Raw genomic sequence first — 24,202 nt, 5'->3', positions numbered from 1 at the left:
TTTAAAAGTTCATATAAGATTTTTAAGATTTCTTCAATCTACGTTCGGAAAAAATCAAGACCAAGAACAAGAACAAGAACAAGGGCAATTGTTTTCGCTTTGCTCAAAGGTTGGCCTACTTTGTAGGAGATTCCTACTTCGGCGGAATGACAAAAACCAACAAAGTGAAACGTCTCTGTGTATCTCTCACAACACAATCCAATTGAAAAAAGCTCTGTGAAACTCTGTGTAAAACTTTTTCAAGAACAAGAACAAGTTCAAAAATCAACTTCAAACCTGAAATCTGAAACGAAAATTTTAAACCATATAAAGCATATAAGTTCATACAAGAGATTCCTAACGGAATGACAAAACAATGGTTAACACTCCCAACCACTTAATTTCCAAGTCACCTCGGCCTGTTCCAAAACAACGAAAACCAACCCACAACTCTCCCCATAGTCTCCGTAAAAGCCTCTTTTCTCTTAGTAGTAGTAATGACATTAGTGGCCCGAATAGCTGTTAACAACAAGGTAATTGCGTGCCATTTGAGCTTTGCTTTAAAAGAAGGTTTTGGATTTTTAACTCGCCATACATACCATCCATTACGCACCACCATTTTTCCATAGACGTATTGGTTGGGGCGACCTGCAGCATCGTGATGATGTTCTAATTGAGCCGAAGTATTCAGAAACAACTTCCCTACTTTTGAAACCCTAAGCGTAAAATCGGCATCTTCATACAAACCATATCCCTCAAAATAAGTAGAAAATTGAAACCTCTCAAAAACATTTTTTCGAAAAGAAGCAACACCGCCCATTAACTGTTCCACAGGGTATACTTTACCGGATGGTGGTAAAAAACCTACACTACGACCATGGGAAAACTCAGAAGAATAGCCTGGTGGCACATTGCTATCCAAAGCTAACTTTTTACGCCAAACAAATCGCGAACCATCACTTCGTTTGTAACCATCAAAGTAAAACTCATTAATTTTAGGCACGTAGTCAACTCCTACATATTGCCAAGACACTTCATTAGTAATATAACCTCCTACTCCTAAAGCTTCTGGATGTATCGTATAGATTTTGATAATTTCTTCGAAATAATTGGGCGCCAAAACCGTATCATCATCTAAAAAACAAACAACTTCACTAGCTTCAGAAACTCGAACAATGCCATAATTACGCTGTTTTGTCAACCCTCTATCCTTTTCTTCAACTTTGTAATATACTAAATTTAAAAAGTGATTTTGAGCTAACATCTCTTCCGTAAAATCATCTGGAGAACCATCGACAATTAAAATCTCATTAGGATACAAGGTTTGTTTCTTTACCGATTGCAGTAAAGTCAATAAAGCCTTAGGGCGTTTATAAGTGCAGATGATAAGACTAAATTTCATTTTTCCTTTGTAATATTTTAGCCCATTTGATACTTATTTGCCATTGTTTTTGAAACATTTTATAATAAGCTAATGGATTTTTAATGGATTGTACTTTATAATATTTGAAAAACAAAATAGTTTTATAACCTAAAAGCTGTTGATTAGTTTTGTGCAAAAGAGCAAACAACATAACCGTTGGAGATGGCTTTGGCGCTATAGGCTCCTTATGCCAATCAAATTTAGGTTTAGTCCTAAACCCTCCCATTGGGGCTTTCAAATGCAAAATGGCTGGCTCAGGTAAGTAAATAACATCATATCCTTTATTGCGAATTTGCATACCAAAATCTGCATCTTCACCAAAACCAAATTCATATGATAAATTAAAATTCAAACCCTTCAAAACCTCATTCTTTACAATACTACAACCCGATCCAAAAACCATCCATTGAAATATACTATTCAAGGTTTTTTTATCATGTTTTCTTAAGCAACTTAAATTCGCAACTTTTATATCTAAAGAATTTGAATTAGATACTGTTAATGAAATCAAGTCTTTTTCAAATCTTATATCATCATCTGCAAAAAAACACCAATTACTCTCTAACAAATCCAAAGCTTTATTTCTTGCTTGACAAGCTCCTGTTTGATGTGTAAAAATATGTTTTATTTGGAAAGGCCAAACTTCATTATGAATATAGTCTAATTCTGACTCACTATCTTGTACTGGATTTTGTTCCACAATAATGACATTTTTAGGTAAGTGCGTTTGCACACTTAAATCCTTTAAAACATCATAAAGATAAGCTTTTCTTCCAATGGTTGGGATAATCACATCAATGGTTTCCGTTTCCCAATTAATAACGGGCTCATAGCTTTCAAAATTTAAATCCGCAATTTGCTTTTTTTGTATAGATTTAAAAATGGAAAAAAACCAAGGAAGTAGCGGTAAGCGTTTTTCATAAATCACCAAACACAACAAAAGAAAATGCTTCCACACCCATTTGTATTGTTGTGATGTAAAGTAAAATAATTCTTTTATTGTAGCAGTTGGATAGGTTACGTGATTTTTAAAATCTATTATCAGTTGCGGTTCCGAATAACAAAACATTCCTAAAGGTTGGTATAATTTAGCAATGGAATTCAATACAAAATCTAAATTATCACTAGTTTCCCAATACTTTCTATCGGTTAACAAAACAGTACTTGCTTTAATAGCCCCCACAACACTGCTCATTTGCCAAGTAGGATAACGAACCTCTTTATTAATGTTTATAAAAGGAGACTCTTCTATATACCCAATAACATCTGGAAAAAAATTACCAGAAGGGTTATAAGAATAGATGTAACGATTATGTGGAAATGCTTTTTCAATAAAATCTCGATTTAATATGGAATAGGCTGATTCATTACACCACACTATTATTTCTTCAGGATAATAAGAAGCCAATTCATAAATCATTGTGGCCATAGACGACTTATGAGTAACGATTTTGTGTTCGTTCTCATGAATCCCTTCAATTTTTATAACTTTATTAAAATCATGAACTAATACAATCATAGTACGTTTTTATAAAATTGAATATTTTGGTCAACAATATTTTGAATATTAAAACGATTTGCGACGAAACGAAGGGCTTCATTCCCCATATTTTCATACAATGCTTTGTCGTTTACTAATGCTACAATATGCTGGGCGTAAACCTCATGCTGTGAAGGATGTACTAAAAAACCACTTTTTCCATGTTCCATTAGCTCTTGTGCCCAACCAATATTACTATTTACTACAGGCTTTTGCATCGCCATAGACTCGATGGTTACCATTCCTAAGGTTTCAGCGTAAGTAGGAAACACACAAACATTGGCTTTTTTGATATACTCTTGCACTTCTGTATAAGGTATTTTGCCCAAGTAGGAAACATGGTCTAAATCCTTTTCATGAAACTGTTGCTTAACTAATTCCCAAGTAGATTTGCTTCCTGTAGCTACATCTCCAGAATCGCCACCAATTAAAACCAATTGGGCTTTTGGAAATTGATTTCTTACTTTATTGAAGATTTCAGGCAATTCAAAAACGCCTTTTTTTCTTATGATAGTCCCTATGTATAAAACAAGTCCTTTTTCAAAATGTTCAGGATGTTCATTATTGAATTGAGTTAAATCCAAACCGTAATGAATGGTTTTTATCTGCTCTTTGTGCAATCCGAAAAGTTTAGCCGAAACTTCACCTGCGTATTTTGTTGGAGCAATAAACCCTTTTGCTTTTCTTACCGCTAAAGTTTCAAACAAACGATTTTTAAACTTCTGTTTTCTTTTTTCGATATGACAAAAATAAGTGTCGCTTCCGTGAAAACGAATAACTAACGGAACCGTAAAATTCATAAAAGCGGTAACTCCTGTCCAATCGGGTGCTTCAATTACATCTATTTTCTCTTTTTTAACAACCGAATTGATATAGTTTTGAAGGTGTTTTCTGTAAAAAAACCATTTTCCTAATCGATATTTTTTGTCTGAAATAAAATGAAAGACAATCCCATTTTCTTCAAAAATTTCCGATTTTGATTGACCATATACAAAAATAGTAACTTTAACTCCTTTTGCAACCAAAGCCACCACCAAGTTTTTAATACTAGTGCCCAAACCACCCGAATGCTTAATTTTCGAATGCGGATATTCTGGAGTTAAAAAAGCAATGTGCATAGTTTATTTTTTAAATAAGTCTTCAATAATTTTAGTGGTGTATAACCTAGCGCCTTTATCATTCAAATGTCCGCACGATGAAAAGTATTGATCTCCGGCTACTACATGTTCATACTCTTTAATTTCAGGATACAACGCTTTCACCTTTTTAAAATACTCCATTCCTTTTACATTAGAACACATGGGCGTAGTCACTGCAATTAAATTGATGTTACTGCTTTTACAAATTTGCTTAATTTCTTCGAAATAACGGTTACGCAAAGGCACTAAACTTTCAATATTGTTTTTCATATTGGCTTTAGGATTAAATCCTAAGGGATAATAGCCATCGTTTGCTAACGAATTGGTAAGTTCATTAACTAATGTTTTGTACCAAGCTCTAAACCCTACTTTTGCATCAAATTGAATATATCTGTAAAAAGGTACATAATACAATTCCGTAAAATCAGCTTCTTTTTTAAAATGGTTGGTGATAGTTTCGGATTTGTGTATGAACGGCATAAAACGTCCAAAAGTCCCATCATCGCGTTTTTCGTTGGATAAATTCAAATCGGTTTCAACAATGACGTTTTTTATCTCCCAACCGCGCTCTACCATTAATTTCAGTAGTAAAGAAGTCTCAAATAAATGAGCGCCACTCATCCCGTAATTAAAGGTTTTCAACCCTTCTTTTTCAAACAACTCCGACACAAAATGATTGTTCGCTCTAGAAGTTCCTAAAATAATCACATCATAGTTTTGCCGTTTCGAATTGATAACATTTTCTACTTTATTTCGAGTTTCCGATTTTGCAAAAACAGAGGTGTAAATGAAATCTAATGCAAATGCGGTTAGCAAAAGCACTAGTATAATTTTTCCGATAAAAAGAAAAAAAGGTTTCATTAGTTGGTTTTTGCTGAAAAGAAGTCCTCTATGATTTTAGCAGTAAAAATGCGAGCACCAGCTTCATTCATATGCCCACAGGTAGAAAAATATTTATCTTCTGTTACTGCGTTTTCATAATTATGAACTTCAGGATAAACATTTTTTATTGTTTTAAAATAATTTATTCCTTTCACATTTTCACACATAGGTGTACTTACGACTATTAGATTTATATTATTACTTTGGCACAACTTTTTAATCAATTCATAATCTTTATTTTTCTTTGGAGTGTATTTAGTTAAATCATACTGCATGTTTTTCCCTTCGCCCTGTAAGGCATAAAAACCCTCATTCAAAATACTTGCTGAAGGCTTGTTAATAACAGAAAAAAACATTTCTCTAAAACCAATTTGAGAATCATATTGAATGTACCGATAAAAAGGTAAATAATATAATGAATTAAATTCTGGAATGCGATTTTTATAGTAATCTGAAATGGTTGAATAGGATTTTAAAAATGGCATAAATCGTGCTCTTGCGCCATCAGAATAGCCTTCTGTATTGATATTCAAGTCAACTTCAAGAATAATATTCTTAATATTATAACCTTTATCAATCATTAATTGCAACATTAATGCAGATTCTTGCAATCTAGCACCACTCATACCATAATTGTATGCTTTGAATCCTTTTTCAATAAAAAGCTGGGGCACAAAATGATTGTTTGCTCTAGAAGAACCTAACATTATTACATCATATTTTTTAGCTTCAGAATTAATAACGTTTTCAATTTTATTTCTTTTAATCGATTTTGAATAAACATACGAGTAGCTAAAGTCTAGAGCAAAACTCGAGAGCAAAAGCACAACTATTATTTTTCCGATAAAAACTAAAAACTGTTTCATTAGAATTGGAAATAAATAAATTCTTTATAATCGGAATACACGCCTAAAGCTAATAAAGCCATAATCGCTAAGGTTATTTTTATCCAACTTGCTTTTCCTGATAAAGGTTCTACTTTTGAACGATTGAACCATTCTACGAAGACAAAAACCAACACCAAAAGTACCAATTCAAAATTATAACGTTCGTTACTCAAATACTGCGGATTAAAATGGAAATCGGTCACCATTTTTTGAATATAACCAACTGCTTCTGAAATCGATTTGGCTCTAAAGAAAATCCAAGCGACAGTGGTTAAAGCAAATGTGCCTAGAATATTTAAAATGGTTTTTACACTGCTTATATTCCAACCCATTTCAATTTCGCCCATATTGGAACGATTCTTATTTTGTAATAACAAAGGCAAGAAATAAATTGCATTCAATAAGCCCCAAATAATAAACGTCCAATTGGCTCCATGCCAGAATCCGCTCACTAGGAAAATAATGAATGTATTTCTAACTTTCATCCACATACCCCCTTGACTTCCTCCTAAAGGAATGTATAAATAATCGCGGAACCATGATGATAACGAAATGTGCCAACGACGCCAAAACTCGGCAATGTCTCTGGAAAAATAAGGATAATTGAAATTCTTTAATAAATCGATTCCGAATAATTTAGAGGTTCCTAATGCAATATCGGAATAGCCTGAAAAATCACCATAAATTTGGAAAGCGAAGTAAATAGCGCCTAAAATTAACGACAACGAATTCATGGATTCGTAATTATCAAAAACAGCATTGGCATAAGTGGCACAACTATCCGCAATAACCACTTTTTTGACCAATCCCCAAATGATTTGATAAACGCCTTCTTTCGCCTTTTCAAAATTAAAATGGCGTTTGATTTTTACCTGCGGCAATAAATGCGTAGCTCTTTCAATTGGTCCGGCTACTAAAAGTGGAAAGTAACTTACGAACAATGAATAGTCTATAAAATTGCGTTCGGCAGTAATGCGTTTGTAATAAATATCAATCACATAGGATAAGCCATGAAACGTATAAAAAGATATCCCAACAGGAAGTATTAATTTTAATAAAACTGGATTGGTTTGAAATCCGAAACCGTTTAACAAATCGGCAAAAGATTGTGCAAAGAAATCATAGTATTTGAAAACCCCTAAAAATCCTAAGTTGATTCCGATAGTTAGCCACAACCACAACTTGCGTTTTTTATCCGAAGTGCTGTTTTCCATCATAATAGCACTGAAATAATCTAACAAAGTAGAAAACACCAATAAAAACAGAAAACGCCAATCCCAACAAGAATAAAAATAATAACTCGCAACAATCAATACCGTATTTTGTGTAGTTTTATTTTTATTAAACACCAACCAATACAGTAAAAATACGATGGGTAAAAAAATGGCAAAAGATAAGGAGTTGAAAAACATACTATTTTTTTACAATTGAATTAATTCCTTCCCAAATTTTCTCTGAAGCTTTTGTTGGCTCCATTCCTACTACTACATCAAACCATTTTTTACCAACTGGAACATTGGATTGCTTTCCGTCTAAAATGGCTTTTACAATAGCAGTTAATTCTTTTTTATCATAAACAAACAAGGCTGCTTCTTTGTTTGGCATCGAACGAAAATGAATGTACTTGTAATTTTGCCCGATATCGCGAATTCCTTTTTGTAATTGCGGTTGTTCGTAATCAAAAAACAAACACGATTTGTCATGCGCTACAAAATCAAAGACCATTGAAGAGGCAATATTTCCAACAAATTCGGTATGTTCACAAATATTAGATTGCAAAGCAAAATCTTCTTTGGTTGGCATAATTTCGTTCCAACTCGTTCCTACTGGTCGCCATAAAGGATCAATAGAAACAATAACATCTTGATACTGTTGTAAGACAGCATCGTATCGATTTGTAAAATCTACAGGACATTTTCTGTAAATAATACCCAAGTTATATCCTTGTTGGTTTAACTCACGAACAGAAATCGCTAAATCTTCTAAATAATATTGATCTAAAGGTGATGTTACAATATCATCTCCCGAAAAACAAATGTATTTTTTTTCTAAATCTAAATGATGTGACTTATAAAAATCTTCTTTTGTCTGTAATAAACTCGTATCGAAATGGCTTTCAAATTGTGGTGTTCCTGTAACAAAAACTTGCTCTGGCTTTACATACGGACAATATTGAAGCAATTCTTTTTTCATATAATCGCTCCACACAAAATAAAAATCGGGTTCAATTAGCGTGGTAGCTTTAGGTAAATTATCCCATGAAAAAATAAAGGAAGCCGTAGGAATTCCTAAATCTTGAGCCGCCAAAATAGGCGCAATAGCTTGAGTTGGTCGAGGATTCGTACAAAAAACGATATCAGGTTTGTGCTCTAGTAATTGCTTTTTACAATACTCGTATTTAGATGTACTTCTTTCTAACTTTTTAATTTTAGTTCGAATGCTCTCTACTCCTTTTTCAGTAGATTTTGTAGCTACCAAAAAATCGACATTTAAACTTTTAATAATATTTTTTATTCCCTTGTAAGATTGCGGAAAATTATAGGTATTATAAACCGTTTCGTTGAATTTTTTATCAAAAACATTTAATTCGCAACGCTTTCTAGCACGAGTATATACTGTAGTCCAAGGATTCAACTGATGATTTGTAATGTTTACTTCATCGTACCCTAATTCTTCTTTTATTTTAAAAGGCGTATTATTCCAATATACCATTTCATATCCTAAAGCTGTACCAATAGCATTAAAATTAGTTAAAGCGAAATTACGCAAACCTACACCATCAGGTAAAAAGATAAAAGCTTTTTTACTCATTTTCAAATTCATTAAATAGAGGGCAAATATAGTATTTATAACGTATTAAAAATTAATAAAAAGAGTTTTTGGAATTCAATTTATCTAGTTATCAAGTGTTATACTTATTTCATTTATAAGAAGCTTGACCTCAGTAGAATTGTTAATTCATAAGAACCACTACGCTGTCATATCGAGCGAAGTCGAAATTGTTTCATTTTTTATAGAAAAGTCTCGACTGCGCTCGACTTGACAAAAAAGAATAATATTTCCTAAAAAACTACTACTCTGTCAAATCAAGCGAAGTCGAGACATTGTCATATCGAGCGAGTGCCTGTTCCGACTTTTTCGGAATCGAGATGGTTTTCATTAGCCTACGACTCCGCTCAGGGTGACAACAGTAGAATTAAATAACTTAAGAACTACTGCACTGTCAAATCGAGCGAGTGCCTGTTCCGACTTTTCGGAATCGAGATGGTTTTCATTAGCCTTCGACTCCGCTCAGGGTGACAACAGTGGAATTATATAACTTAAGAACTACTACATTGTCAAATCGAGCGAGTGCCTGTTCCGACTTTTCGGAATCGAGATGGTTTTCATTAGCCTTCATTTCGACATAGCTCAATACAGGCTCGCTCAGGGTGACAACAGTGGAATTATATAACTTAAGAACTACTACTCTATCAAATCAAGCGAAGTCAAGACATTGTCATATCGAGCGAAGTCGAGATTATTCCCATCAGCCTTCGACTCCGCTCAGGGTGACAACAGTGGAATTTCGATTTTCTTAGAACTACTGCTCTGTCAAATCGAAGGGAATCGAGATGGTTTTTATTAGCCTTCATTTCGACATAGCTCAATACAGGCTCGCTCAGGGTGACAATAGTGGAATTTCGATTTTCTTAGAACTACTGCTCTGTCAAATTGAGAACAGTAGAGATTCTTTATTCTTACAATGCGTTTGATTCTTACACTCAGCCAAAATCGGCAATAAATCCCATTCTCCATTAATAATTGCCTCCTTCTTTGCTCGACTCCATTTCTTTATTTTCTTTTCAAAGGATATAGCTTGATTAGGCTCTAAAAACTCTTGATACCAAACCAACTCAACTGGTCTTCTCAAATAAGTATAAGCATCAGAGTATTTACCAGCATTATGTTCCGTAACTCTACGGTCTAAATTTGAAGTTATTCCAACATAATAAGAATTGTCAGAACATTTGAGGATGTAAACAAAATAAAATTTCATGGCGTGTATATTTCTATATGTAAAAATAAAAATTATTTAGAAAATAAAAAAGTCCTGACAATGTTTCCAGTAGCCTTCGACTCCGCTCAGGATGACAATAGTGGAATTACATATCTTAAGTACGACTACTCTGTCATATCGAGCGAAGTCGAGATAATCTCTATCAAATCGAGCGAAGTCGAGACATTGTCATATCGAGCGAGTGCCTGTTCCGACTTTTTCGGAATCGAGATGGTTTTCATTAGCCTTTATTTCGACATAGCTCAATACAGGCTCGCTCAGGGTGACAAGGTTGGAATTACAATTTCTAAAGAACTACTGCTCTGTCATATCGAGGGAATGTCTGTACCAATTCATCGGAATCGAGATAGCATTCATTAGCCTTCATTTCGACATAGCTCAATACAGGCTCGCTCAGGGTGACAACAGTGGAATTATATAACTTAAGAACTACTACTCTATCAAATCAAGCGAAGTCAAGACATTGTCATATCGAGCGAAGTCGAGATTATTCCCATCAGCCTTCGACTCCGCTCAGGGTGACAACAGTGGAATTTCGATTTTCTTAGAACTACTACTCTGTCAAATCAAGCGAAGTCGAGATAATCCCTGTTATATCGAGCGAGTGCCTGTTCCGACTTTTTCGGAATCGAGATGGTTTTCATTAGCCTTTATTTCGACATAGCTCAATACAGGCTCGCTCAGGGTGACAAGGTTGGAATTACAATTTCTAAAGAACTACTGCTCTGTCATATCGAGGGGAATCGAGACTAGTTATGTTTTAGTACACTTTTTTCAGTACATTATGTAAAAATAAAAATCCCTTCTTATGAAGGGATTTTGGTCTTATACTTTCTTATTTTTTAATTTATCTCTTTGCACTTGCTCAATTGGTAAAATATCTTGGCTTTTAAAGCTAAGTGCTTTACTAACCGCTTTTAAATCACGACATAATTTACGTAAACCTTCTGGCTCTAAAGATGCGGCATGATCAGTACCTTTCCAGGTTCTATCAATTGTGTAATGGCGCTCAATAACGTTAGCTCCTAAAGTATAAGCGGCAACGTCAACTGCAATTCCTAAATGATGTCCAGAAAAACCAATGTGTTTTACTTTGTCTCCATATTTTTCAATCAATAAATTGATATCTAATAAGCAAACGTCTTCAAATGGAACTGGATATCCAGAAGTACAGTTATACAATACTAAATCTTTGTTTCTACCTTTTTCAATGAAGAAATTAACTAAATCATCAGCTTCTCCTTTAGTAGTCATACCAGTTGAAATGTGAATTTCTCCTTTATAGTTATCACATAACCAACCTAACATATCGTAGTTGTTGTTACATGCAGAAGGAATTTTTATGTATTCTGGATTTAAAGATGCAATTTCTTTTGCAGAAGTAGTATCCCAAACCGATGTTGAATACACAATACCTATTTCCTCACAATACGCTTTTAATTCAGCGTGTTGATTAACATCAAATTCTAAATATTCTCTGTGCGCACCATAAGTGTCTCCATAAGAGTTAGCAGGATTAGGGTGTGGTGCATTGTATTGATCTTCTGTCAATAATTCTTTATTGTTACGCTTCTGAAATTTTACGGAATCCGCATTACAAAATATTTTAGCTATTTTGATTAATTCTTTTGCGATTTCCATATCCCCTTTGTGATTACATCCTATTTCGGCAATTACGTAAGGTTTTTTATATGCTGTCATTTTCATTCTATTAGAAAGGCAAAGAAAAATAATTTTATCGAATAATCACAATGTTAAGTGATTATTATTTGGTTAATTGAGTTTAGAAAGGATTAATGGTTGTCAAATCGAGCGGAGTCGAGACTGTCATATCGAGCGGAGTCGAGATAGTTTTCATCAGCCTTCGACTCCGCTCAGGGTGACAATGGTGGAATTACAATTTCTAAAGAACTACAGTTCTGTCATATCGAGCGAGTGCCTGTTCCGACTTTTGGAATCGAGATTATTTCCATCAGCCTTCGACTCCGCTCAGGGTGACAATAGTGGAATTATAATTTCTAAAGAACTACTGTTCTGTCAAATCGAGCGGAGTCGAGATAGTTTTCATCAGCCTTCGACTCCGCTCAGGGTGACAATAGTGGAATTATAATTTCTAAAGAACTACAGTTCTGTCATATCGAGCGAAGTCGAGACACTTTCAAATCGAGCGGAGTCGAGATAGTTTTCATCAGCCTTCGACTCCGCTCAGGGTGACAATAGTGGAATTACAATTTCTAAAGAACTACAGTTCTGTCATATCGAGCGAAGTCGAGATTATTTCCATAAGCCTTCGACTCCTCTCAGGGTGACAATAGTGGAATTACAATTTCTAAAGAACTACTGTTCTGTCAAATCGAACGAAGTCGAGATTATTTCCATAAGCTTTCGACTCCGCTCAGGGTGACAATAGTGGAATTATAATTTCTAAAGAACTACTGTTCTGTCAAATCGAGCGGAGTCGAGATTATTTCCATCAGCCTTCGACTCCGCTCAGGGTGACAATAGTGGAATTATAATTTCTAAAGAACTACTGTTCTGTAATATCGAGCGAAGTCGAGATAGTTTTCATCAACCTTCGACTCCGCTCAGGGTGACAATGGTGGAATTACAATTTCTAAAGAACTACAGTTCTGTCATATCGAGCGAAGTCGAGATTATGTATTAAATTAAAACCTTGCATTATACTTCATAACCCACTCACAAACTTCTCTAATAGCGCCATCTGCAGAATTATTTGACAATGTAAAATCTACTTGTTGTTTTACAATTGATGTGGCATTAGCTGGAGCAAACGACCAACCTACTGTGCAAAGATTAGCTAAGTCATTTACATCATCTCCTACATAAGCCAAATTAGCCCATGAAGTTTGTTGTTGATTTATAAAATTTTGCAAAAAGGAATACTTATCTTTTACTCCTAAAAAGGTATGTTTTATTTGAAGTTTTTGCATGCGTTTCGCTACTAAATCAGAGTTTTCTGAAGTGATTACAACAACTTCAATGTTATTTTGTCTTAAGATTTCTAATCCCATTCCATCACGCATATCAAACTTTTTCATCAACTCTCCTTCTGCACCGTAATAAACACATCCATCTGTAAAAACACCATCAACATCTAATACTAAATAATTGATTCGTTCTTGTTTCTTAAAAGTTTTTTGGCGTTCTGCTAGTAAATTTTCTATAATAGTCCAATCGGAAAGGCTATCGATTTCCATTAAAGTTTCTTCAGGCATTTCAACCAAACCTATGGTTTCACTTACTCTGTTTTTACTTTTCATGAAAGCGTTTTTTGTTGTAGCATAAACAGCTCCGTTTTCCATCAATAAACCTGCAAAATCTTGTCTTCTTGGTCGGTTAAAAACATCATAATTTTGAGGTGTTCCATCTGCATTCCAAGTAAAACGATGTGTTTTTACTACACTTAATGCAGCCGTTTTTCCTTCTTTACTTATTTGAGATAAAGCATTATTAATATCTTGTGATGTAGTTAAAGGCGATGTAGCCTGTAACAAACATAAAACATCAAAATCGTGATGGATTTTTTCAGCAAACTCTAACATAGCACTTTCTGTAGATGCTGTATCATTTGCATTTTCATCATTGCGAAGCAAACCCTTTACTTTGCTTGACCAATGATATTCATTACTTATAAAGTTTAAAATTTCCTCATCATCTGTAAACACATAAACTTCGTCCAAATCAGAAAAAATAGCGGCACCTAAAACCCATGAAAATAAAGGACGACCTAATAGTTTCTTTTTATTCTTTCCTGGAATTCCTTTAGATCCTTTTCGAAGTGGTATAATGGCTACTTTTTTCATATGTTAAAAATTTATTTTTTAGACATTTGATTTAAAAAAGCGCTTACTTCACTAGTAAAAATGGCAGCTCCTTTCTTATTCAAATGTGATTCATCGTAAAAATACGATTTATTTTTATAAACTGATTTGGTAGTATCGTAAATAAAAAAATTAGAATTCGGTGCTAAACTTTTAATTCTATCTTCAAAATGTTGACTAGGCGTTGAAAAGTTTGGAGAAAATGTAATGACCAAATTAATATTATTTTTTTTACATTGGTTTATAATTGAAAAGAAAGCATTTCTTTTTGAAGAAAGTTCCTCATTAACATCATAAGGCTGAACTTCATTTCTGTAAATTGGTTTAAATTTTGGATTAACAAAATCAACTGGTATAGAACCACATTGCTGAACAGTTTCTGTTGGTGATATTTTTTTTATTAATTTAAAATTTGACTTATTTAATCTAGACAAACACATAAACCAAGAAGTAAAATTACGGTCACCCTTATCTATTAAAACCTGATTGATATAGCTGTATTTAACAAGTGGATAAAGTTTATCTCTTCTAAAAGTTATTGAGGTTGAAGGTAAAAATTGAGAAGGTTCGTCAATTGCAAAAATTATAGTTTTTGGTTTGGTGTTATATTTTAATAAGGTTTTTAAAATAAAATCATGAAACTCCACATCAGAGCCTGGGAAGGCAATATTATAAGCTGATTGCCCCGTCTCTTTTTCAATTTGGCTTGCAATAATATTCATAGCACCACGTGAAGATCCCAAAACAATTATGTCTTTATTTATTTTTCCATTTAGCATCATCTCAATCCTAGGATCGGTTTGGAAATGTGGCGATAGATAAATAAGAACATAAAAAAGCTTGTCTACAACAAAAAAGACTAAAGCAAAAATCAACAACTTTTTTAAAAACTTTTTCATGTTAAAATTGAAAATAAATAAATTCTTGTTCTTTAGTTCCTAAAATAAAAATAGCTATTAGCAAAACCATATAAAATGACCAACGAAAAGCTTTTGGCCAACTCAATCCAAAAGTAGCTAAAGCATAATCATTTTTTCTTCCAATCCATTCAACACACATAAAAACAAAAATTAATACAATTACATGTGCTGGTCTTACTTCTGGAAGACTAAACAGTTGTTTAGTAAAAATAGATTTTATGTAATCAATGGCATGCGTTAAATTATTGGCTCTAAAAAATATCCAAGCAAAAACGGTTAACATAAAAGTTACTGCCATTGCAAAAAACTCTTTGATTGAAGGTAAATTACTGTTTATTGCTACGATATCAATGTGGTTTCTATTTTTATTTGACAACAACAAGGGTAAAAAGTAAATTGCATTTAACAATCCCCAAATAATAAAAGTCCAGTTGGCACCATGCCAAAATCCGCTCACTAAAAATATGGCAAAGGTGTTGCGTATTTGCATCCATTTTCCTCCTTTGCTTCCACCTAATGGAATGTATAAATAATCTTTAAACCAAGACGATAACGATATGTGCCAACGACGCCAAAACTCGGCGATATCTCTAGAAAAATATGGAAATGAAAAATTCTTTAACAATTCGATACCAAACAATCTTGAGGTTCCTAAAGCAATGTCTGAATAGCCTGAAAAATCACCATAAATTTGAAAAGTAAAGAAAATGGCTCCCATCACTAATGTACTACCCGAATAATCATCCGAATTATTAAATACTAAATTGGCATAATCAGCACAATTATCTGCGATTACAATCTTTTTAAACAAACCCCATAAAATTTGTCTCAAACCATCTACTGCTTGAGCATAATTAAATTTTCTTTCTTTTTTTATTTGAGGTAATAAATGAGTAGCTCGCTCAATGGGTCCAGCCACTAAAAGTGGAAAATAAGATACAAAAACCGAATATTCTACAAAATTCGTCTCTGCAGTAATTCGTTTTTTATATACATCAATTACATACGATAGTCCATGAAAGGTATAAAACGATATACCCACTGGTAATATTATATTTAACGACCATGTGTTGACCTGAAATCCTAGCGATCCTAATAAATCTGAAAATGAAGCAGAAAAAAAGTTGAAATATTTAAAAACTCCTAAAAAACCTAAGTTAATACCAATACTCAACCAAAACCAAAACTTTCGCAATCGTTCAGATGAACTTCTTTCAATTTGTAAGCCCGAATAATAGTCTAACAAAGTAGAAAAAACAAGTAAAAAAAGAAAACGCCAATCCCAACAAGAGTAAAAATAATAACTGGCTACAAGCAATAATAGATTTTGCCACTTCAAACTTTTTGAAGCAAAAAACCAATATAATATAAATATTAATGGAAAGAAAAGAGCAAAGTCAATAGAATTAAAAAGCATGAATTAGTAAGATAAAGGTTTACTCGTTCTAATTTTTTGTAAAACAGCATCAGTAACAGGCTTTCTGAATTGTTTTTTTTGCCTGTAATTAACAAAAATATGTTTTAATGCTTGAATATACAACTTCATATAAGTAATATCCTTAAGCCCATACTTTTTGAGATTATGAAACAAAAGCTTTACTATTGGAAGTAAAGGCTTAGGGTAGTAATTTAAAAAAATAAAGAAGGAATTTTGCAACTGTTTTTGAAAGCGAAAATAATTTTTTCCTTGTAATTTTCTTTTCACTAAATCTACCCGATGATTTACCGCAATCTGATTTGTAAACCACAATTCAAATCCTATATCCATAACTTCTAAAGACAAACAAGGCTCTTCTCCGTAAATATCAATCCAAGTTGGAAAACCTCGTGTGGCATCATAGACATCCTTTCTAATAGCAAAACCGCAACCGATAAAATCATTGGTTTCATAAAATTTTGATTTATTCTCAACTTTTGACAAAGCTTCATCATCATTAGAAAAGATACCTTTTACTTCTTTAAAAGCCAGAACACCTATTTTAGGTTGAACAAATAAGGCGCGTATCTTTTCTTTATAATCTGATGTAATAATATGAGCATCATCATCTAAACCAATTAGATACTTACCTTTTGCTTGCGGATACAAAAAGGCTCTAGCAGGTGAAGCTGAAATACGCTTATGACCAGAGAACCATCGCACCCAAGGAAATTGATCTCGAATTTGCTCAGTTGACTCACAAGCGTCTATATAAACCAACACTTCATCTTTGTTTACATCTAACGTAGGGTAAATAACCTTTAACGTTTGACTTAAATCAACTACACGACCATGGGTTACAATGAGATAAGAAAACTCCATTAATTAAATATTTGAGAATACAAAGCTACTATTTTTGCTTTAAGTTGTTGCCTATCATAATGATTGTGCATGTACGATGTGTTATATTCTTGAGCTGCTTCACGCATAGGTAAATTAGCTAAAGCTATAGTGATATGGTGCGCAATTTCTTCTTCGCTTTCTGGAGAGGATATTAACAAACCATTTTTTTGATGGGTTATTACTTCTTCTGTTACGTGTCCTGGATTGGATTGAATAGGAAAAGCACCCATTCCCATCGCTTCTAAAACAACATTAGGCATGCCGTCGGAGACACTATTTGCAATATGCAATACACTTTGCCCCATATAAGTAATTATTTGATTATTGGGGATATAACTTGACCTTAAAAAAACAGATATGTTATGTTTTTTATAAAATGAAGAAGAATTTAAATATTGCACCACAACTTCATCAGCACTATATACAAGTAACTTATAACAATCCAATACTTGTGGTGCATAATTTGCAATGGCTCGTAATACAACTAAAGCTTTTCCAACGCCATCTTCGTAACCTTTTACCATAATGGTAGCTCTAGCAGATGGAGCTAAAATGGCTTCTTTTATAAAATCTACTCCGCCATTTCCGGGAAACACCCCTAGAAACTTATTTTTAAACCCCAACTGCAAAGCTTTTTTATAATCTCGGTTACAATCAGTAATTAAATAATCCACTCGATTTAAAAACTTTTTCACAAAAGGGGTAGTCAGACCTAATCGTTCATATTGAAACATATCGCTTCCCCAAGAAGAATAGATTAATGGAATGCTTGTATGTTGTTCTAAAACAGAAAAAATGGGATGACCCGACAATTGCATTTCAAACACATGAATTACATCGGGTTGCAAATTAGTAACCAAACGATTAAAAGTTGACGATACAGAACGCTCGTTAATGTTTTGAATGGATTGATATAATGAGGGAAATTGTTTCTTTAATCGGTGTCGAAATGGGAAATTCCATCTTAATTTCCAACCTGCATATTGAGTAACCCAATTAATTTTATCGGAAAATCCAGCTCCATCGGTAATATCAAACCAATGCACCTCATGCCCAGCCTCTTTCAACTGGTTTGCCCATTGAAAAAAATGATGATTGGGTATGGAAACTAATAGGATTTTCATTTGATTACGAAAATATGTTTTTATACGATTGATTAAATTTATCTATACCAAAATGTTCTGAAGCGTAATTAAAAGCGGATTTTGAAATTCTATCTTTAACTGTCGGATCTTTTAAAAGATTTAAAATTTGTTCACAAAACAAATTGATTATTTCTTCTTCATTAGTTTCATCGATTAGTAAACCATTTGTATTATTCGTAATGTGCTCTTTAATTCCTCCTACATTTGTTGAAATTGGAATAACACCATATGCCATTGCTTCCATCATAACCATTGGAAATCCTTCATAAACAGAAGTTACCAAAACAAAATGCAATGATTTATATAATTCTATCATTTTTTCTTTATCTGTAATTTCACCTAAAAAAGAAACCTTTGCATTCTTAATTAAATCGATATTACTTTTCATACCTGTTCCTGCCATTACGAACTCAATATTAGAAACTTGAGTATTTATTCTTTTAGCAATTTCAAGGAATAATTCTGGTCTTTTTTCTGCAGACCATCTTCCTACAAATCCAATTTTAATAGCACTCTCATTTTTACTAGAGTACGTTGCTTCAGTTAATTCAATTCCATTTTGAATCACTTCAATATTGTTTATGAGCTGAGGATTTACTTGGTGTAATTTATAAAATTCAACAATATCGCTTTTAGCCTTTAAACTGATAACAATTCTTTTATGAATTGTATTTGCTGAATTTACAACATCTAAAATTCTAGAATCATTTTCTTCAAAAGCGTGAAATAAATCTATTTTTTTTATTTTTTTACTTAGTCTTGATAGTATTTGATAGTAATACGAAGTATTACATCCAAAAACATTTTCTATGCTATTACTTTGATTAATGGCATCAATAATACTTTTTTGTAAATGGGCATTTATCCATTTATTTCGTTTATTTAGGATTGGATTCAACTCAATAATTTCGGCCGTATTTTTAAATGCATCATAAAAACTCTTTGTTGCTGAACCCATTGTAAAAATGACAACACAATTTTTATTTTCAATAGCTTTCAAAATATTTACATGAACTCTTTCGGCACCACCGGTATGATAGTAAGGAAAGAAAAATAAACATTCGCAATTTTTAATTTTACGAACATCTTTTCTCAAAAAAAAAGCATAATTAAATAGCGCATAAATTGTATTTATACCCTTTTTAATTATGCTTTTCAAATTCTTCATTGTTTTATATTTATCATATTTTGGAAACTTAACAGCTTAGCATTGTATCACCATCAAGCAGAAAAATTTTATCATTTCAATTAATATTTTTTATCCAAAAAATTAAACACTTGCGTGTTTGTTAATCCTTTATATTTTAAAATTTTTCTCACTACAAATTTGCTTTTAAAAATTCTTTTGAACACTTTTTCTGTGATGAAATAGTTAAAAGGACTCTTTTTTAATTTTCTAAAATGGGAATAATCAATTGTTGACTTTTCAACTGTTTTTAAACTTGAAAACTCCTTTTGCATCCAATCTTCAAAAACATTTCCTAAATGATAGGCAAAATTATCATTTGTAGCTAATCGGTACCCACCCATTTTCAAAACAGGTTCGTCTGTATAAAGGAATTCACTATTTCCATCTACTAAGTATATAGAGTTTTCTTTAGGTAATTCTTCGAAAACTTCTCTTTTATAAGAGGCCACAAAATGGGAACATCCTAGTACTGCAATAGTATCATTTTTGGCTTTAATTGTTCCTATTACATCTTTCCAATCCGGTTCTAAATATTCCCAACCTACACTTTTTGCAAACATTTCAAGTGCATTTGGATTTTTTACCGGTCTGAATTGTATGTTTTTAGAAAAAAAGTTATCAAACCATATATTTCCGGTTAAATCTAAATGTTTTCTATAAACTGGCACTGGACAGACCGCCCCAGCTTTTGGAAATGCTTTAAAAACAGTTGCTACTTCATTTTCCCAATTATTCAAAAACAAAACATCGGCATCTGTTATTGTTATTAATCTTTCTTCAGAAGTTCTTATTGCTTTTAAAACACTATTAATTTTACCAATACCGTCTTGTTCAATAATGAGTTCATTGATGTGTTTTTGTTCATACAAATGAAGCAACTTAGCGTTTACCTCATCACAACACTTATTACTTATTACCGAGATTTTTATATTTGAAACAGCCGTTTTTATTACTGAAAACAAGCATAATTCAAAAATTTTATAAGCATCTTTGAAATATCCTTCTTCATTTGGTATATGCACTGGAATAATTATCCTATGATGGCATTCTTCCTTAGATATGAGTTTTCCTCCTTTAGTAGGATTTACTCCTTTTCTCATGGCTTAGTTGTTTTTATAAAAGTCGATTAATCTTAACAATCCTTCTTCTAAAGTGATTAAATCTCTACCTAAAACTTGTTTCATTTTAGAAGTATCGGGACATCTTCTTGCCATGTCGCCCTCTTCTAAAGGTGGCAGATGGATAATTTCACTTTTTGAATTTGTAAGTTTTATAATTGTTTGTGCTAAAGATAAGATTGTTTGTTCTAAATCGCTGCCTACATTTATAACGTCATTTACACATAGGTTTTCATTTAATGTCTTCACACAGGTATCAACGTTATCCTCTACAAAACAAAAAGAACGCGTTTGTAAACCGTTGCCATATAAATAAATTGGTTCATTAGCTAATGCGGCTTTTAAAAATTTAGGCACCACAAAATCTTCACTTTGGTTAGGCCCATAGGTATTAAAAAATCTAAAAATGGTATATTCTAATCCATATTCTTGATAGTAGGATTTAAAAAAAGCTTCTCCCACATTTTTTACAATAGCATACGGTAATCTTGAGTTTAGTGGGGTTGTTTTCTCGTTTTGAGGAATTTCAAAAGGCTCACCATACACTTCAGAAGAACTAGAATAAAAGACTCTCTTAATTCCTGAATTTTTAGATAGTGATAAAATATTTTTAATCCCTTCAATATCTTCCAAAACCGAAATAGGATTTTCTAGCGTTCGCTTAACCCCCACCATTGCTGCATAATGAAAGACATAATCAAAACTATACCTACCAAAAATAGGCACAATATCATTGTAAACGTTTACATTTGCTTTAATAAATTTTACATTTGGTAAATTTGGAATTTTATTCAAACTTCCTGTAGAAAGATTATCAACAATTACGATAAAATTATTTGCATCTTCAGCCAGTTTTCTTGCTAAAGCGCTTGCTACATTTCCTGCTCCTCCTGTAATTAATATATTTTGCATACTATTAAGTTGTTATAAAAAATCAAAACTAAATATTTAGTTTTGATTTTTTATAATTATTGAATTAAATAATTTAAAAATAGCTTTAAAATTACCTTTTCTAAGATAAAGCAGGATGATATAGCACAACCTATCCACTCTTTTTTTATCATTGAGGTAAACTTTATTCCATTTATCTTCTATTACTATGATTGTTTGCTTATTTATCTTACCTTTTACTTTTTCAAGCAGGTATTTGTAAAATAAAAATTTAGCTTCTTCTTTTTTAGCCAAATTATCATTTTTACCTGAAATACTATTGGGTGAAATTCTAATTTTTAGATGAGCCGAATTAATGGAAAAAATATTCCCAAATTCTGAAAATTCTAAAACTGCCAGTAAATCGGAATACCAGGCTAAGGGAAATTCTTTAAATTTGATTGTATCTATTTTTTTTCTACTAAAGATATATTCACTTAATGAACTTCTCTTTTGATATACTAATATATCTGAACTTTTCTCAATTTCTGGATTCGTGTATAAGTCTGAATAAATTTCACTTTTTTCATCTATTTTGTAGGTTGCAAATCTTACAACTGAAATTGTATTTTTAAATTTTCCCTCCTTTTCATAAAAAGATTCGACTACATTATCAGATAGAACATCATCATCACCTAAAATCATAACCCATTCTTCATCCTCCAATAATTCTAAACACCTATTCCATTGTTGTACAAGTGAAATACTTCCTAAATTATCATTAAACTTTTTGTATACTAAATTTAATGTGCTTGAATATTTTTCGATAATTTCTTCAGGATCATTTTCACTAGCATCGTTTCCAATGTATACTTTAAACCTTTTATCTGTTTGATTGGATAAAGATTTTAAAGTTTCTTCAAAATAATTGATTTTATAATAAGGTATGACAATTGCTAGCATTACTATTTTTTATTATATAATGATTTTTCTACTATACCATTTGCATTAGGTTTCCAAGAACTAGATGAGCTGGCTAACTTGTAGTAATAACTTTGCTCTTCATTTAAATTAGCTGTGTCTACATACCAACCACCATGTGAAGCCATGTAAGGATATTTTGCTCTTATAGCTTTATAAAACTGATCTTCAGCAACGTGATAGGAATTTGGTTTATAAATTGCAAATGTAGTATCAATTGGTGCTATATAATTATCATTTTTATCTTTTACAGTCCAAAATCTAGATTCCCAATCTACTATTTTTTGTTTATTAAAATTAGTTTCAGGTATATCATCTATTTTTAAACTGAAACCTACTTTTGATATAAAGGGTTTTGCGTCCAATACGCTTTTAAAATAGGATAAAAAATCATGGGGACAATTTGAAACTGGAACTATATCAGAATCTGTAATAACATAATAGCCTTTACTATATTTCTCGAAAATTTCTTTATTTTTCCAAAACACCATATGCCCTTCATTTGTTTTTAGTCTGTGAATAGCAACCTCCTTTTTAATTTCTTCAAAATACTTTAACAAAGGTGGATAAGATGAGTTATTATCTACAATAACAATATTTGTATATTCATTTCGAATTAAGAAATCTACTAATTGTTTTAAATAAAAATACTGGTTAAAACTTATAATTATGATGGGTATATTTTTGTAATTTTTATTTTGTGCTTTAGTAATTGAGTTGAAATAGGTATTGTAAAACAAAAGCAAGTAATGTTTTATAAACAGAAAAATACGCTTTAATCGTTGTTTCATTGCTTTAGTTGTTTTTTACTTCTTATTAATTTCTCTTCCCTTTTTTTAATTTCAATTTTCCAAATTTAAAACTTGATCCACACTTGGTTTTTAAAACCTAAAATATAGCTAAAAAAAGTGGTTAGTCTTTATACTTCACTATTTTGTATGTTCTAATTTAGTTTGTTTTATTTTTAATCACTCAATAATAATACTAATACTTACTAAAGTGAAATTAAAATTCTTCTTGTTAACTTTAAAAATGAAATTAATTGAAAATTTTTAATATAACCTTTTAACAATAAAAGCCATTCCGAAATTTTCACTTTCCTAATCTCTTTAATTTCAATTTCATAACGCATCAGCAAATCTAAAGACTGTTTTTTTGAGAACTGAGAAAGTTTATTACGAATAATATCTTCATAAAACTGTAGTGAAGCTTCATTTTTTAAATTCAAATTAGTATTCATTCCTGACAAACTTAAGTCAGAAACATTTATTGAAATTATAGCTTCATTTATTGAATATATAGGTTTTTTATTTGAGAAATCTATCCAAGCTAAATCATCGCTATGCCAAGCTAAAGGATAGTTTTTGAAGTGAAATTTAGTAAAAGAATTTCTTGTGAAAATATATTCAGAAAGCGAACTTCTAGACAAACCCTTAAATTTTCTATAAAAAGATGTAGCCGCTTGTTCCCAAACTGGATGTAAAAAAACTTTTGAAACCTTTTTATTTATATTATCTATACTTTGTGTAGCAAAACGAACAACATTACTACTGTTTTGAAAATAATGATATTGCTTATAAAACTCCTCAACTACATTTTCTCCCAAAACATCGTCATCGCCTAAAATCATTAACCACTCTTCATTTTTAGAAAGCGCGATACAACGTTCCCATTGCTGCGTTAAACTAGTTCCGCCTAAATTGGTTTCAAAACGATGGTAAATAAAATCAAAATGTTCTTCAAATTTTTGCAACAGAAATGTACAATCTTCAGAACTTGCATCATCACCTATGTAAACTTTAAAACGTTTATCTGTTTGATTCGCTAGCGATTGTAACGTTGCTTCAAAAAAAGTAAGTTTGTAAAACGGGATAATTATAGCTAACATACATTAACGTTCCAAGAGA

General features: G+C 32.0%; 20 protein-coding genes. All 20 read right to left on the bottom strand.

Annotated elements, in window-relative coordinates:
• Positions 1–388 precede the first annotated feature (388 nt).
• A complete protein-coding gene (locus tag AAEO58_RS07870; RefSeq protein WP_341682925.1) occupies positions 389–1,381 on the bottom strand; it encodes a glycosyltransferase family 2 protein in 993 nt (330 codons plus the stop codon).
• Positions 1,371–2,810 (bottom strand): glycosyltransferase family 2 protein, encoded by a 1,440-nt coding sequence (locus tag AAEO58_RS07865; protein WP_341682924.1) that lies wholly within the window; start codon positions 2,808–2,810, stop codon positions 1,371–1,373. The genes AAEO58_RS07870 and AAEO58_RS07865 overlap by 11 nt, the downstream gene beginning before the upstream one ends.
• Positions 2,811–2,917: 107 nt before the next feature.
• Complete coding sequence (locus AAEO58_RS07860) at positions 2,918–4,060, bottom strand: glycosyltransferase family 4 protein (RefSeq protein WP_341682923.1); 1,143 nt, start codon at positions 4,058–4,060, stop codon at positions 2,918–2,920.
• Positions 4,061–4,063: 3 nt separating this feature from the next.
• Positions 4,064–4,942 carry a hypothetical protein gene (locus tag AAEO58_RS07855; RefSeq protein WP_341682922.1) on the bottom strand — a complete coding sequence of 293 codons (879 nt, stop codon included), beginning with the start codon at positions 4,940–4,942 and terminating at the stop codon, positions 4,064–4,066.
• Positions 4,942–5,829 carry a hypothetical protein gene (locus AAEO58_RS07850; RefSeq protein WP_341682921.1) on the bottom strand — a complete coding sequence of 296 codons (888 nt, stop codon included), beginning with the start codon at positions 5,827–5,829 and terminating at the stop codon, positions 4,942–4,944. Before AAEO58_RS07850 ends, AAEO58_RS07855 begins: the two co-directional genes overlap by 1 nt.
• The gene (locus AAEO58_RS07845) at positions 5,829–7,262 is read right to left on the bottom strand and encodes an MBOAT family O-acyltransferase (protein WP_341682920.1); all 1,434 of its coding nucleotides are present in this window, start codon (positions 7,260–7,262) and stop codon (positions 5,829–5,831) included. Before AAEO58_RS07845 ends, AAEO58_RS07850 begins: the two co-directional genes overlap by 1 nt.
• A gap of 1 nt (position 7,263) precedes the next feature.
• Entirely contained in the window at positions 7,264–8,661 is a 1,398-nt protein-coding gene (locus AAEO58_RS07840; RefSeq protein ID WP_341682919.1) for a glycosyltransferase family protein, read from the bottom strand.
• An 898-nt stretch (positions 8,662–9,559) separates the two neighbouring features.
• Positions 9,560–9,889, bottom strand: a complete 330-nt coding sequence (locus AAEO58_RS07835) for a GIY-YIG nuclease family protein (protein WP_341682918.1) — start codon at positions 9,887–9,889, stop codon at positions 9,560–9,562.
• Between the two features lie 846 nt (positions 9,890–10,735).
• Positions 10,736–11,611, bottom strand: coding sequence for an N-acetylneuraminate synthase family protein (locus AAEO58_RS07830; protein WP_341682917.1), 876 nt, complete (start codon positions 11,609–11,611; stop codon positions 10,736–10,738).
• 965 nt (positions 11,612–12,576) lie between these two features.
• Positions 12,577–13,734 (bottom strand): cytidylyltransferase domain-containing protein, encoded by a 1,158-nt coding sequence (locus tag AAEO58_RS07825; RefSeq protein ID WP_341682916.1) that lies wholly within the window; start codon positions 13,732–13,734, stop codon positions 12,577–12,579.
• A gap of 11 nt (positions 13,735–13,745) precedes the next feature.
• Complete coding sequence (locus AAEO58_RS07820; RefSeq protein ID WP_341682915.1) at positions 13,746–14,651, bottom strand: hypothetical protein; 906 nt, start codon at positions 14,649–14,651, stop codon at positions 13,746–13,748.
• 1 nt (position 14,652) lies between these two features.
• Positions 14,653–16,089, bottom strand: coding sequence for an MBOAT family O-acyltransferase (locus tag AAEO58_RS07815; RefSeq protein ID WP_341682914.1), 1,437 nt, complete (start codon positions 16,087–16,089; stop codon positions 14,653–14,655).
• 3 nt (positions 16,090–16,092) lie between these two features.
• On the bottom strand, positions 16,093–16,971 hold the full coding sequence (locus tag AAEO58_RS07810) for a glycosyltransferase family 2 protein (RefSeq protein WP_341682913.1): 879 nt from the start codon (positions 16,969–16,971) through the stop codon (positions 16,093–16,095).
• On the bottom strand, positions 16,971–18,116 hold the full coding sequence (locus tag AAEO58_RS07805; RefSeq protein ID WP_341682912.1) for a glycosyltransferase family 4 protein: 1,146 nt from the start codon (positions 18,114–18,116) through the stop codon (positions 16,971–16,973). Before AAEO58_RS07805 ends, AAEO58_RS07810 begins: the two co-directional genes overlap by 1 nt.
• Before the next feature lie 4 nt (positions 18,117–18,120).
• Positions 18,121–19,305, bottom strand: coding sequence for a glycosyltransferase family 4 protein (locus tag AAEO58_RS07800; protein ID WP_341682911.1), 1,185 nt, complete (start codon positions 19,303–19,305; stop codon positions 18,121–18,123).
• Between the two features lie 80 nt (positions 19,306–19,385).
• Positions 19,386–20,426, bottom strand: a complete 1,041-nt coding sequence (locus AAEO58_RS07795; protein ID WP_341682910.1) for a glycosyltransferase — start codon at positions 20,424–20,426, stop codon at positions 19,386–19,388.
• A gap of 3 nt (positions 20,427–20,429) precedes the next feature.
• Positions 20,430–21,356: an NAD-dependent epimerase/dehydratase family protein gene (locus AAEO58_RS07790; RefSeq protein ID WP_341682909.1), complete on the bottom strand. Its 927-nt coding sequence runs from the start codon at positions 21,354–21,356 to the stop codon at positions 20,430–20,432.
• A gap of 36 nt (positions 21,357–21,392) precedes the next feature.
• On the bottom strand, positions 21,393–22,277 hold the full coding sequence (locus AAEO58_RS07785; RefSeq protein ID WP_341682908.1) for a glycosyltransferase family A protein: 885 nt from the start codon (positions 22,275–22,277) through the stop codon (positions 21,393–21,395).
• A gap of 2 nt (positions 22,278–22,279) precedes the next feature.
• Entirely contained in the window at positions 22,280–23,086 is an 807-nt protein-coding gene (locus tag AAEO58_RS07780; RefSeq protein ID WP_341682907.1) for a glycosyltransferase family protein, read from the bottom strand.
• Between the two features lie 203 nt (positions 23,087–23,289).
• The gene (locus AAEO58_RS07775; protein ID WP_341682906.1) at positions 23,290–24,183 is read right to left on the bottom strand and encodes a glycosyltransferase family 2 protein; all 894 of its coding nucleotides are present in this window, start codon (positions 24,181–24,183) and stop codon (positions 23,290–23,292) included.
• Between the last annotated feature and the right edge of the window lie 19 nt (positions 24,184–24,202).

Source organism: Flavobacterium helocola, assembly GCF_038289885.1.
Lineage (GTDB): Bacteria > Bacteroidota > Bacteroidia > Flavobacteriales > Flavobacteriaceae > Flavobacterium > Flavobacterium cheniae.
The sequence above is the reverse complement of the archived record's forward strand: the minus strand, read 5'-3'. Positions and strand labels throughout refer to the sequence as shown.